The sequence below is a fragment of the Staphylococcus sp. HMSC070D05 genome (assembly GCF_001815595.1).
GTDB lineage: Bacteria > Bacillota > Bacilli > Staphylococcales > Staphylococcaceae > Staphylococcus > Staphylococcus hominis.
This window is the reverse complement of the sequence record NZ_KV821138.1, coordinates 28,969-42,630: the sequence shown is the minus strand read 5'-3', so window position 1 is coordinate 42,630 and position 13,662 is coordinate 28,969. Positions and strand designations below refer to the sequence as shown.

Genomic DNA, 13,662 nt, shown 5'->3' with positions numbered 1-13,662 from the left:
GGTCTATAATGTATTTAAGGTCAAAGAAAGTCAAAGTCAAAAAAAGAAGTATTTGACCATACTCTTATACAAAAAGTAGGGGTGAATAAATTTGGATATCAATCAAATGACTTATAAAGTACAAGAAGCTTTGCAAAAAGCAATTGAATTAAGTAAAGAAAATGAATTACAAAATATTGAAATTGAAGCAATACTAAAAGGAACTTTAGAAGAAGACGAAAGCTTGTTTCAAAGTATTTTAGAACGTGCAAATATAGACACTGACCAATTAAATCAAGCGTATAGTGAAAAATTAAAACACTATCCATCAGTACAAGGAGATAATGTTCAATATGGACAATATATTGGCTCAAAAGCAAACGAATTATTAAATAAAGCTGAGTCATATATGAAAGAATATGAAGATGAATATATCTCAATGGAACATATTTTACGTGCTGCTATGGATATTGATGAAACAACACAACAATTTGTAGGAAATAAAGAAGAAGTAGTCAAAGAAATTATTACTAAAGTTAGAGGGGGAAATCATGTGACTTCACAAAATCCAGAAGTAAATTATGAAGCTTTAGAGAAATATGGTAGAGATTTAGTAGAAGAAGTTCGCCAAGGCAAAATGGATCCAGTTATTGGTAGAGATGAAGAAATCCGTAATACCATTCGAATTTTAAGTCGTAAAACTAAAAATAACCCAGTATTAATTGGAGAGCCTGGTGTAGGTAAAACTGCAATTGTAGAAGGATTAGCACAACGTATTGTGCGTAAAGATGTGCCAGAATCATTGCTAGATAAAACTATTTTCGAATTAGATTTAAGTGCATTAGTTGCAGGTGCAAAATTTAGAGGTGAATTTGAAGAACGTCTTAAAGCAGTACTTAAAGAAGTGAAAGAATCAGATGGACGTATTATCCTATTTATCGATGAAATTCACATGTTAGTTGGTGCTGGTAAAACAGATGGTGCAATGGATGCTGGTAATATGTTAAAACCAATGTTAGCTCGTGGTGAATTGCATTGTATTGGTGCTACAACATTAAATGAATATAGAGAATATATTGAAAAAGATTCAGCCTTAGAACGTCGATTCCAAAAAGTAGGTGTAAGTGAACCTGACGTAGAAGATACAATTTCAATTTTACGTGGTTTAAAAGAACGCTATGAAGTTTATCATGGTGTGCGTATTCAAGACCGTGCTTTAGTAGCAGCAGCAGAATTATCAGATCGTTATATTACTGATCGATTCTTACCAGATAAAGCAATTGATTTAGTCGACCAAGCATGTGCCACTATCCGAACAGAAATGGGATCAAATCCAACTGAATTAGACCAAGTTAATCGCCGTGTTATGCAATTAGAAATTGAAGAAAGTGCATTAAAAAATGAATCAGATAATGCCAGTAAACATCGATTAGAAGAATTACAAGAAGAACTTTCAAATGAAAAAGAAAAACAAGCGTCATTACAATCTCGTGTAGAACAAGAAAAAGAAAAAATCGCGAAAGTTCAAGAAAAACGTGCTGAATTAGATCGTAGTCGTCAAGCTTTAGAAGATGCGCAAACAGAAAGTAATTATGAAAAAGCAGCAGAATTACAATATGGTACGATTCCACAATTAGAAAAAGAATTAAAAGAATACGAAGAAGCTTTCCATGATGAACAAGGTGATAATGAACGCATGATTCGCGAAGTTGTTTCTGATGAGGAAATTGGAGATATTGTAAGCCAATGGACAGGCATTCCAGTTTCTAAATTAGTCGAAACAGAAAGAGAAAAATTATTAAATTTAAGTGATATCTTACATGAACGTGTTGTAGGCCAAGATAAAGCGGTAGATCTTGTGTCAGATGCTGTAGTGAGAGCGCGTGCAGGTATAAAAGATCCTAATCGTCCAATAGGTAGTTTCTTATTCTTAGGTCCAACGGGTGTAGGTAAAACAGAATTAGCTAAATCACTCGCTTCATCACTATTTGATTCTGAAAAACATATGATTCGTATTGACATGAGTGAATATATGGAAAAACATTCTGTTTCTAGATTAATTGGTGCGCCTCCTGGTTATGTAGGCCATGATGAAGGTGGTCAATTAACTGAAGCGGTAAGACGTAACCCATATTCAGTTATTCTACTCGACGAAGTTGAAAAAGCGCATAGTGATGTATTCAACGTGTTACTTCAAATTTTAGATGAAGGGCGTTTAACTGATTCTAAAGGTCGTAGCGTAGATTTCAAAAATACAATTATTATCATGACAAGTAATATCGGTTCACAAATATTATTAGAAAATGTTAAAGATTCTGGTGAAATTACTGAAAGCACTGAAAAAGCAGTTATGGATAGTTTACATGCATTCTTTAAACCAGAAATCTTAAACCGTATGGATGATATTGTATTATTTAAACCATTATCTATCAATGATATGAGTATGATTGTAGATAAAATTTTAACTCAATTAAATATTCGATTGATGGATCAACGCATTTCAATTGAAGTATCAGACGAAGCTAAAAAATGGTTAGGTGAAGAAGCATACGAACCACAATTTGGTGCTAGACCACTTAAACGTTTTGTACAACGTCAAATTGAAACACCACTTGCTCGTATGATGATTAAAGAAAATATGCCAGAAGGTACAAAAGTAGATGTTGATCTTAACGATAATCAAGAATTAACATTTGATGTCCAAAAACCTTCAGCTGAATAGTATATAAAAAGGCATTGGAAAGCTTTGCTTTCCAATGCCTTTTCTTATATTAAACTTGTTAAGAGCGTTATATTACTCCAAACACGTAATCCAATACTATTTAGACGTCTCTATTCCCTTTACGAGCGAAATCATTAGGTTTAATCATAGCACTTAAAATGGCAATAGCAATGGTAATGATGATTGCAATAATAATTGGTTTAATCACATCTAGACTGCCGCCACCATTTAAACTATTAAGTACAAAGTTAACCATTTGTGTTAAGATTAACGCCCAAATAAAAGTTACGAGGTATTTCATATATATGACCTCCAATTTATATATATTATCATTTTAAAGTAAAGTGAATTATTTGTATAGTATTAGTAGAGAATGTATAAAAATTTGTACCAATTTTTATATGAGTTATTGACTCGTGACTGTTTAACAAAATCGTTTAATAAAGTTTAACTACTTGAGTTAGATTTAAAAAGTATGTTAAATTAATACCTGGTATTAAAAATTGAAGTGAGAAGGTGTACGTTCATGAACGTAGGTATAAAAGGTTTTGGTGCTTATGCGCCTGAGAGAGTAGTCGATAACGCCTATTTTGAAGGTTTTTTAGATACGTCTGATGAATGGATTTCAAAAATGACTGGTATTAAAGAAAGACGTTGGTCTCGTGACGATCAAGATACGTCAGACTTAGCATATGAAGCAAGTAAGAAAGCAATTGAAGATGCTGGTATTAAACCGAATGATATAGATATGATTATTGTAGCTACAGCAACTGGAGATATGCCATTTCCATCTGTAGCTAATATACTACAAGAAAAATTAGGTACGGGTAAAGTGCCCACTATGGATCAACTTGCTGCATGCTCAGGTTTCATGTATTCAATGATTACTGCAAAACAATATGTTCAATCTGGAGACTATAAAAATATTCTAGTAGTGGGTGCGGATAAATTATCCAAAATCACTGACTTAACTGATCGTTCAACTGCTGTACTATTTGGAGACGGTGCAGGTGCAGTAGTCATTGGTGAAGTCTCAGAAGGACGAGGTATTATTAGCTATGAAATGGGCTCAGATGGGTCAGGTGGAAAATACTTATATTTAAATAAAGAGACTGGTAAACTAGTAATGAATGGACGCGAAGTTTTTAAATTCGCTGTAAGAATTATGGGCGAAGCGTCTACACGTGTAGTTGAAAAAGCTGGTTTAGAATCTGATGATATTGATATGTTTATACCACATCAAGCAAATATCAGAATTATGGAATCAGCACGTGAAAGATTGGGTATTGAAAGAGAAAAAATGAGTGTTTCAGTTAACCGTTTTGGAAACACGTCAGCTGCTTCGATTCCTTTAAGTATTCAACAAGAGTTAGAAAACGGAAGAATTAAAGATGATGACACTTTAGTACTCGTAGGTTTCGGTGGCGGCCTAACATGGGGCGCTATGGTAATCAAATGGGGTAAATAGGAGGATTTAATGTATGACTGAAAACAAAAGAGTGGTAATTACAGGTATGGGTGCATTATCACCTATTGGAAACGATGCCCAAACAAATTGGGAAAATGCCTTAAAAGGTGTCAATGGAATTGATACAATTACACGCGTTGATACTGAAGAATATAATGTTCACTTAGCAGGTGAATTAAAAGACTTTAATATTGAAGATCATATTTCGAAAAAAGATGCGCGTCGCATGGATCGTTTTACACAATATGCAGTAGTAGCGGCAAGACAAGCTGTAGAAGATGCTAATTTAACTATCAATGATGATAATGCTAATCGTATCGGTGTATGGATTGGTTCGGGTATTGGTGGAATGGAAACATTTGAAGTTGCACATACAATACTAAAGAATAAGGGACCAAGAAGAGTTAGTCCTTTCTTTGTTCCAATGCTTATTCCTGACATGGCTACTGGCCAAGTTTCAATCGATTTAGGTGCAAAAGGACCTAATGGTTCAACTGTTACTGCTTGCGCAACAGGTACAAATTCTATCGGTGAAGCATTTAAAATCATTCAAAGAGGTGCTGCTGATGCTATGATTACTGGTGGTACTGAAGCACCTATTACGCATATGGCACTTGCAGGATTCAGTGCAAGTCGTGCATTATCAACAAACGATGATAAAGAAACAGCTTGTCGTCCTTTCCAAGAAGGACGTGATGGATTTATCATGGGTGAAGGAGCTGGTATCTTAGTCATTGAATCATTAGAATCAGCACAAGCACGTGGCGCACAAATTTACGCTGAAATTGTAGGATATGGTTCAACTGGAGATGCTTATCACATTACTGCACCAGCACCTGAAGGCGAAGGTGGTTCTCGTGCAATGCAAGCGGCTTTAGATGATGCAGGTATTGAAGCTAAAGATATTCAATACTTAAATGCACATGGTACAAGTACGCCAGTAGGTGACTTGTATGAAATTAAAGCGATTAAAAATACATTTGGAGATGCAGCTAAAAACTTAAAAATTAGCTCAACTAAATCTATGACAGGGCATTTATTAGGTGCTACAGGGGGAATTGAAGCAATTTTCTCTGCATTATCTATTCGTGACTCTAAAGTTGCACCGACGATTCATGCAGATTCGCCAGATCCAGAATGTGACTTAGATATTGTTCCTAATGAAGCACAAGATTTAGAAATTGAATATGCAATGAGTAATAGTCTAGGTTTCGGTGGACATAACGCAGTATTAGTATTTAAAAAGTTTAAAGATTAAAAATTAAGTTAAGAGTAGAAAACCATGCAATAATATGCATGGTTTTTTATGTTTATAGAAAAATTGAAATAAGAATAGTCAAAATGAAGTAAAATGCACATAGTATTAGAGCAGGTAGTAACCATGTTGAAATGGTATAATGCTCTTTTTTTACTTGTTTTGGATTGAAAAAGTCATCGTTTTCTAAAGATTTTTTCTTAGCGCGAGAAGCGAGTTGATAACGCATGCGTCTAAAACCAAAACTTGTAGCATCAAATATACCTTCTTGTACAAGGAGAATTAAAAATAACAATATAAATAATACAAGTGATATATAAAATAAGATATCAATAAATGAGACAAACGAATGTCGAGTTACGAACATCCAAAGTAAAAAAGTACATATGAGTGGCAAAAAAAGCCATATAAACCAAATTTTAATATTATTCATGTACGCCTCCAACTTTTTTATCTATATAGTCTAATTTACTGTAAACTTACTATAAATAAAATCTAAAATATATATTCTTTTAAACAATATATATAAAAATTACTCTTATATTAAGAAAATGTAAAATTATATTGCAATTTTATGAAAAAAGTATATATAATATGTATAAATATTTCTGAAAATTTTGAAGGGAATGTTAATTTTGAATATTTAGTAAAGGAGGACTGTATAATGACGCGATATATATTAAAACGTTTGGGATATATGTTTTTATCGTTATTTATTATCATCACAATTACATTTTTCTTAATGAAAATGATGCCTGGCTCACCATTTAATGATGCTAAATTAAGCGCTGAGCAAAAAACAATTTTAAACGAAAAATATGGATTAAACGATCCAGTAGCAGTGCAATATCTTCATTATTTAAAAAATGTAGTAACTGGAGATTTTGGCTATTCGTTCCAATATCATAATCAACCAGTTTGGTCATTAATTAGACCGAGATTGATTCCTTCTATGGAAATGGGGATTACTGCAATGATTATTGGAGTGATTTTAGGTTTAATTTTAGGCGTAGCAGCTGCTACGAAACAAAACACTTGGGTAGACTATACAACTACTGTTATTTCAGTTATAGCAGTATCAGTACCTTCATTCGTCTTAGCAGTACTATTACAATACGTTTTTGCAGTACGTTTAAGATGGTTTCCAGTGGCAGGATGGGAAGGATTTTCAACAGCAGTATTGCCTTCCTTAGCATTATCAGCAAGTGTAATGGCCACAGTAGCTCGTTATATTCGAGCTGAAATGATAGAGGTACTAAGTTCTGATTACATATTATTAGCAAGAGCTAAAGGTAACTCTCCGATAAGAGTCCTTTTTGGACATGCATTAAGAAATGCATTAATTCCTATTATTACAATTATTGTTCCAATGTTAGCCGGTATTTTAACAGGGACTTTAACGATTGAAAATATCTTTGGTGTGCCCGGTTTAGGGGACCAATTCGTTAGATCGATTACAACAAATGATTTCTCGGTTATTATGGCTACTACAATTTTATTTAGTACATTATTTATCGTTTCAATTTTTATCGTAGATATTCTTTATGGTGTAATTGATCCAAGAATCCGTGTACAAGGAGGTAAAAAATAATGCCTGAAAATTTTAATAAACCATTTGATGACCATTCAAATGCAGCGATGTCACATACCTCTGAAGGAGCGGTTGGGACGGATTTTGTTATTAGAGAACTCGATTTAAATAAAGAGCCAGAAATACAACGTGAAAGTAAAAACTTCTGGCAAGATGCTTGGACACAGTTGAAAAGAAATAAATTAGCAATTGTCGGTTTGATTGGACTCATTTTAATTGTCATTCTTGCATTTGTAGGACCAGCATTTAGTAAACATGATTATGCTGAACAAGATGTTACTAGACGAAATTTACCTGCTAAAATTCCAGTACTAGATCAAGTACACTTTTTACCTTTTGATGGAACAGGAACAGATGGTAAGAGCGCCTATAAAGACGCGGGCGTGAAAGAAAATTTTTGGTTTGGTACAGATCAATTAGGTCGTGATCTTTGGACTAGAACATGGAAAGGTGCTCAAATTTCATTATTTATTGGTATTGTAGCTGCTGCACTAGATATCTTTATAGGAGTCGTTTATGGCGCTATTTCAGGGTTTTTTGGGGGACGTATTGATAATGTGATGCAACGTATTTTAGAAATTATAGCATCTATTCCTAACCTTATTATTGTTATTTTATTTGTATTGATATTTGAACCATCTATTTGGACGATTATTTTAGCTATGTCTATCACCGGATGGTTAGGTATGAGTAGAGTAGTGCGTGGTGAATTTTTAAAACTAAAAAGTCAAGAATTTGTAATGGCTTCAAGAACATTAGGAGCTTCAAAATTTAAATTAATTTTTAAACATATTTTACCGAATACACTAGGTGCCATTGTAGTAACATCTATGTTTACTGTACCAAGTGCAATTTTCTTCGAAGCATTTTTAAGCTTTATTGGTATAGGGGTACCTGCACCGAAAACATCGCTTGGTTCACTCGTAAATGATGGACGAGCAATGTTGTTAATACACCCACACGAATTATTTATTCCCGCTACAGTATTAAGTTTATTAATTTTATTCTTTTACTTATTTAGTGACGGATTACGCGATGCATTTGATCCAAAAATGCGTAAATAACAAAGGAGGCAAAATCAATGTCAGAAAGAGTGTTAGAAGTCAACAACTTGCATGTTTCCTTTGATATTACTGCTGGGGAAGTGCAAGCAGTTAGAGGAGTAGATTTCTTTTTAAATAAAGGGGAAACATTAGCGATTGTCGGAGAATCAGGTTCTGGCAAATCTGTAACAACAAAAGCAATTACAAAATTGTTCCAGGGTGATACAGGGAGAATTAAAAAAGGGACAATTAATTTTTTAGGGGAAGATTTAGCAATTAAATCTGAAAAAGAATTAAACAAACTTCGTGGTAAAGATATTTCTATGATATTTCAAGACCCTATGACGTCATTAAATCCTACGATGCAAATTGGTAAGCAAGTCATGGAACCTTTAATAAAACATCGTCATTATAATAAACCTGAAGCAAAGAAACGTGCACTTGAGATTTTAAATCTAGTAGGATTGCCTAATGCAGAAAAAAGATTTAAAGCATATCCCCATCAATTCTCTGGGGGTCAACGTCAAAGAATTGTTATTGCAACTGCTTTGGCATGCGAACCTAAAATTTTAATTGCAGATGAACCAACGACAGCACTTGATGTAACAATGCAAGCACAGATTTTAGATTTAATGAAAGAATTACAACAAAAAATTGAAACATCTATTATTTTTATTACACATGACTTAGGGGTAGTAGCAAATGTGGCTGATAGAGTGGCTGTTATGTATGGCGGACAAATGATTGAGACTGGACATGTCGATGAAATTTTCTATGATCCAAAACATCCATATACATGGGGATTATTATCTTCAATGCCTGATTTAACGACAAGTAACGAGACAGAGTTAATTGCAATTCCAGGCACCCCACCTGATTTATTACATCCACCAAAGGGTGATGCATTTGCAAGACGTAGTCAATATGCGCTAGACATTGACTTTAAGGAAGCACCACCATGGTTTAAAGTATCGCCTACTCATTATGTGAAATCATGGTTGCTAGACGAACGCGCTCCAAAAGTTGAACCGCCGGAAATGGTGAAAAAGAGACAACGTCAAATGCCTAATAATTACGACAAACCATGTCGAGTAGAAAGGGTGTCGTTCAATGGAGAAGAGTAAAGAAGTATTATTAGAAATAAAAAATTTGAAGCAGTACTTTAATGAAGGCAAACGTAATGAAGTTAGAGCAATCGAAGATATTTCATTTAATATTTATAAGGGAGAAACATTGGGGTTAGTAGGAGAATCTGGATGTGGGAAATCTACAACTGGAAAAGCAATGATTAAACTAAATGATATTACAGATGGTGAAATTCTTTACGAAGGACAGGACATCCAGAAGATTACTAAAAGAAAAGAGTTATTAAATTTCAATAAGAAAATTCAAATGATTTTTCAAGATCCATATGCATCTTTAAACCCACGTCTAAAGGTCATGGATATTGTAGCAGAAGGTATTGATATTCATAAGTTAGCAAGTAATAAAAAAGATCGTAAACGTCGTGTATATGATTTGCTAGAAACAGTAGGTTTAAGTAAGGAACATGCGAATCGTTATCCTCACGAGTTCTCTGGTGGACAACGTCAACGTATAGGAATTGCTCGTGCGTTAGCTGTAGAACCTGAGTTTATTATTGCGGATGAGCCTATTTCTGCATTGGATGTGTCTATTCAAGCTCAAGTAGTAAATTTAATGCTGAAATTGCAAAAAGAACGAGGTATTACTTTCCTATTTATTGCCCATGATTTATCAATGGTTAAATATATTTCTGATCGTATAGCAGTAATGCATTTTGGGAAAATTGTAGAATTAGGAGCGTCTGACGAAATTTATTATCATCCTTTACATGATTATACTAAATCACTGTTATCTGCTATCCCTCAACCTGATCCTGATAGTGAAAGAACAAGAAAGCGAATTGTGTATGAAGAAGATGAATCTAAAAATGCAGAACGTAGACTGCAAGAAATTAGACCTAATCATTATGTTTTTGTAACAGATGAAGAAGCAGTACGTTTAAAAGAACAAGAACAAACTCATCTTCAACATAATTAAGTCTGAGGAAGGGAGGACAAGAATGTGAAGAAAAAATATAAATATTTAACGCTATTAGTTATTGTCACTTTAATACTATCAGCATGTAGTAACAAAAAAAGTTTATATTCTGATGAAGGACAGGTATTCAGAAAAATAATTAGTCAAGATATAACTACTTTAGATACAGCTCTTATTACAGATGCTGTTTCTAGTGATGTTGTTGGTCAAACTTTCGAAGGATTATATTCAATAGATAAAAATGACAAAGTAACTTTAGGTGTAGCAAAAGAAACACCACAAAAAAGTAATGGTGGTAAAACTCTGACTATCAATTTAAGAAATGATGCAAAATGGTCAAATGGAGATCCTGTAACAGCGCATGACTTTGTTTATGCATGGAGAAAAGTTGTAGATCCAAAAACTGCCTCTGAATTTGCATATATAATGAGTGATATAAAAAATGCAGATTTAATTAATACTGGAAAAAAACCATTAAATTCTTTAGGAATCAAAGCGTTAAATAAATATAAACTTCAAATTGATTTAGAAAGACCGGTACCGTACATAAATGAATTACTTGCTTTAAGTACTTTTTATCCACAAGATGCTAAAATTGCCAAAAAATATGGTAAAAAATATGGAACGAATGCTGAAAGAGCAGTTTATAATGGTCCTTTCAAAGTTACTAACTGGCAGGTAGAAGATAAAATACAAATGGTTAAAAATAATCAATATTGGGATAAGAAAAATGTTAAATTAGATAAAGTAAATTATAAAGTTTTAAAAGATCAACAAGCTGGCGCTTCTTTATATGATACTAATTCAATCGATGATACAATCATCACTTCTGAACAAGTTGATAAATATAAAGGCAGTAAAGAATTAAACTATCGTTTAACTGCTGGTACTTTTTATATTAAAATGAATGAAAAAAAAGTGCCTGAATTTAAAAATAAAAATTTGAGATTAGCTATTGCGCAAGCTATTAATAAAAAAGGGTATGTAAAAACTGTTTTAAATGATGGGTCTCTTGCTTCAAATAACTTCACGGGAATAGGTACAGCGAAGACGCCTGACGGAAAAGACTTCGCAAGTACAGTTGAGTCTCCTTTAAAATATAATCCTAAGATAGCAAAACAAAATTGGGAAAAGGCAAAAAAAGAATTAGGTAAAGAAGAGTTTGCATTTACAATGAATACGCAAGATACGCCTGCTTCTAAAATAGCTGCAGAGTATATTAAATCTCAAATTGAATCAAACTTACCAGGCGTTACATTAAAAATTAAACAAATGCCATTTAAACAAAAAACCACTTTAGAATTAGCTAATAATTACGAAGCGACTTATTCAGGTTGGAGTCCAGATTATCCTGATCCAACAGCATTTTTAGAAACTATGACTAAGGATAATGCTCAAAATAATACTGATTGGGATAACAAAGAATATAACAGGCTTTTAAAAGAATCAAATAGTTCATTGTTACGTGAAACAGAAAAAAGAAATGAAGCGCTACAACGTGCGGAAAGTATCTTGCTTCATGATGCACCAGTAGCTCCTGTTTATCAAAAAGGTGAAGCACACTTAACTAATCCACAGGTCAAAGGATTACAGTATCATAAAATTGGTCCAGATACTACACTGAAACATGTATATATTGATAAATCAATTGATCGTGAAACAGGAAAAAAGAAAGATAACTAAAATAAGACCACGAGTCATTTACTTATACTCGTGGTCTTTTTTATAATGATTTATCTCTTGCGTCCTAAGCCCATTGCACGTTCCATTTTTTTCAATGTTTTAAAAGAAGCTTTTTGGGCTTTGTCACGTCCCTGATCTAAGAGGTCATCTAACTTATCTGAATTATAAAATTCGTTATATTTTTCTTGGAAATGTACTAAAAAGTCTTTAACAACTTCAGATAAATCTGTTTTGAATTTTCCATATCCTTCATTCTCATACTGTGTTTCAAGATCTTTAATTGATTGATCAGTTAAACTTGAATAAATGGTCAATAAATTAGAAATTCCTGGTTTATTTTCTTTATCAAATTTGATAATACCATCTGAATCAGTTACAGCACTTTTAATTTTTTTCGCTGCAATATTTGGTTCATCTAGTAATGAAATAAAGTTTTTTTGATTATCATCACTTTTACTCATTTTTTTTGTTGGATCTTGTAAACTCATTACACGTCCACCAACTTTTGGCATACGAATTTCTGGTTTAACTAATATATCGTTATAACGACTATTAAAACGTTCCACTAAATTTCTAGTAAGTTCCATATGTTGTTTTTGGTCTTCACCTACAGGTACAATATTTGTATTATAAATAACAATATCAGCTGCCATTAAAGGTGGATAAGTTAATAAACCAGCTGGAATACCATCTGTACGTTTTTGCGCTTTATCTTTATATTGCGTCATACGTTCAAGCTCACCAACACTTGAAATTGTTGTTAACATCCAACCGGCTTGAACATGTGCTGGAACTTCTGATTGAATAAATAATGTAGATTTGTCTGGATCAATACCTGAAGCTAAATAAATTGCTGCTAACTGACGAATTTGCTTGCGCAATTTGATTTTATCTTGTGGGACAGTAATCGCATGTTGGTCTACAATACAAAAGTAACAATTGTAATCGTTCTGTACTTCTGCAAATTGTTTTAATGCACCAATATAGTTACCTAATGTAGGTATCCCACTTGGCTGTATTCCTGAAAATAATGTCTCCATATAGATGCCTACTTTCTTTAAAAATAATTCATTTTAACTAGATTATAACAGTATTTTTTTAAATTGTAAGTTATGTTATAATAGACGTATACAAGAGAAATTAAATTTTGTAGAGAAATTTTTAGAAAATTTGAAATTTCTTAGGAAAATTAGAATTTTCTCATTTGATTTTAATGTTAACATATTATACTTATAATATAAGCTTAAGACAATTTAGCATAATTATTAATATAATGAATAATATTTATTCAATAGGAGAGTGAGATGTATGGTAACATTATTTACATCACCAAGTTGCACATCTTGCCGTAAAGCGAAAGCATGGTTACAAGAACATGACATTCCGTATACGGAGCGTAACATTTTTTCTGAACATTTAACAATTGATGAAATTAAACAAATTTTAAAAATGACTGAAGATGGAACAGATGAAATTATTTCAACTCGTTCTAAAACTTATCAAAAATTAAACGTTGATATTGATTCTTTACCATTGCAAGATTTATATACAATTATTCAAGATAATCCTGGACTATTACGTCGTCCAATTATTTTAGACGAAAAACGCTTGCAAGTTGGATATAACGAAGATGAAATCAGACGTTTCTTACCTAGAAAAGTTCGTACTTTCCAATTACAAGAAGCTCAACGTTTAGTCGACTAATATTTAAAATTTAAGAACCTATTATTTAACAGCACTGGCTTAGCTATAGTGCTGTTTTTTATAATAAAAAAAGGGAATATAATATGATATAGTATCCTATTTAAAATAGTGAAATTTAATCAAACAAATAAATTGTAATTTAACTTACGTTCTAAT

12 protein-coding genes are annotated in these 13,662 nt (G+C 32.7%); 9 read left to right on the top strand and 3 right to left on the bottom strand.

Annotated elements, in window-relative coordinates; all coding sequences use genetic code 11:
- Positions 1-91: 91 nt before the first annotated feature.
- The gene (gene clpB / locus HMPREF3046_RS06400; protein ID WP_070717689.1) at positions 92-2,701 is read left to right on the top strand and encodes an ATP-dependent chaperone ClpB; all 2,610 of its coding nucleotides are present in this window, start codon (positions 92-94) and stop codon (positions 2,699-2,701) included.
- A 100-nt stretch (positions 2,702-2,801) separates the two neighbouring features.
- On the opposite strand, the gene HMPREF3046_RS06395 is transcribed toward clpB, so the two are convergent.
- Positions 2,802-3,002, bottom strand: coding sequence for a DUF2929 family protein (locus HMPREF3046_RS06395; RefSeq protein WP_002448243.1), 201 nt, complete (start codon positions 3,000-3,002; stop codon positions 2,802-2,804).
- 225 nt (positions 3,003-3,227) lie between these two features.
- Here HMPREF3046_RS06395 and HMPREF3046_RS06390 point away from each other — a divergent pair, with 225 nt between their 5' ends.
- Together HMPREF3046_RS06390 and fabF are read left to right on the top strand one after the other, a co-directional pair.
- Positions 3,228-4,169: a beta-ketoacyl-ACP synthase III gene (locus tag HMPREF3046_RS06390; RefSeq protein ID WP_002488368.1), complete on the top strand. Its 942-nt coding sequence runs from the start codon at positions 3,228-3,230 to the stop codon at positions 4,167-4,169.
- Between the two features lie 13 nt (positions 4,170-4,182).
- Positions 4,183-5,427, top strand: a complete 1,245-nt coding sequence (gene fabF, locus HMPREF3046_RS06385) for a beta-ketoacyl-ACP synthase II (RefSeq protein WP_049382334.1) — start codon at positions 4,183-4,185, stop codon at positions 5,425-5,427.
- A gap of 52 nt (positions 5,428-5,479) precedes the next feature.
- On the opposite strand, the gene HMPREF3046_RS06380 is transcribed toward fabF, so the two are convergent.
- Positions 5,480-5,857: a DUF3899 domain-containing protein gene (locus HMPREF3046_RS06380; RefSeq protein ID WP_070717686.1), complete on the bottom strand. Its 378-nt coding sequence runs from the start codon at positions 5,855-5,857 to the stop codon at positions 5,480-5,482.
- 231 nt (positions 5,858-6,088) lie between these two features.
- Here HMPREF3046_RS06380 and opp3b point away from each other — a divergent pair, with 231 nt between their 5' ends.
- Genes opp3b through HMPREF3046_RS06355 form a run of 5 tightly spaced genes read left to right on the top strand, consistent with a single transcriptional unit; the run spans position 6,089 to position 11,802 of the window.
- On the top strand, positions 6,089-7,015 hold the full coding sequence (opp3b, locus tag HMPREF3046_RS06375; protein ID WP_070717683.1) for an oligopeptide ABC transporter permease: 927 nt from the start codon (positions 6,089-6,091) through the stop codon (positions 7,013-7,015).
- On the top strand, positions 7,015-8,079 hold the full coding sequence (opp3C, locus tag HMPREF3046_RS06370) for an oligopeptide ABC transporter permease (protein WP_070717680.1): 1,065 nt from the start codon (positions 7,015-7,017) through the stop codon (positions 8,077-8,079). The genes opp3b and opp3C overlap by 1 nt, the downstream gene beginning before the upstream one ends.
- Before the next feature lie 17 nt (positions 8,080-8,096).
- Positions 8,097-9,182: an ABC transporter ATP-binding protein gene (locus HMPREF3046_RS06365; RefSeq protein WP_070717678.1), complete on the top strand. Its 1,086-nt coding sequence runs from the start codon at positions 8,097-8,099 to the stop codon at positions 9,180-9,182.
- Positions 9,169-10,119 (top strand): ABC transporter ATP-binding protein, encoded by a 951-nt coding sequence (locus HMPREF3046_RS06360; protein ID WP_070717676.1) that lies wholly within the window; start codon positions 9,169-9,171, stop codon positions 10,117-10,119. The genes HMPREF3046_RS06365 and HMPREF3046_RS06360 overlap by 14 nt, the downstream gene beginning before the upstream one ends.
- Positions 10,120-10,143: 24 nt before the next feature.
- Positions 10,144-11,802, top strand: a complete 1,659-nt coding sequence (locus HMPREF3046_RS06355) for a peptide ABC transporter substrate-binding protein (RefSeq protein WP_070717673.1) — start codon at positions 10,144-10,146, stop codon at positions 11,800-11,802.
- A 50-nt stretch (positions 11,803-11,852) separates the two neighbouring features.
- On the opposite strand, the gene trpS is transcribed toward HMPREF3046_RS06355, so the two are convergent.
- On the bottom strand, positions 11,853-12,842 hold the full coding sequence (gene trpS, locus HMPREF3046_RS06350; protein ID WP_070717670.1) for a tryptophan--tRNA ligase: 990 nt from the start codon (positions 12,840-12,842) through the stop codon (positions 11,853-11,855).
- Between the two features lie 268 nt (positions 12,843-13,110).
- Between trpS and spxA the strand changes: the two genes are divergently transcribed.
- Entirely contained in the window at positions 13,111-13,506 is a 396-nt protein-coding gene (gene spxA, locus HMPREF3046_RS06345; RefSeq protein ID WP_002448146.1) for a transcriptional regulator SpxA, read from the top strand.
- Positions 13,507-13,662: the final 156 nt, after the last annotated feature.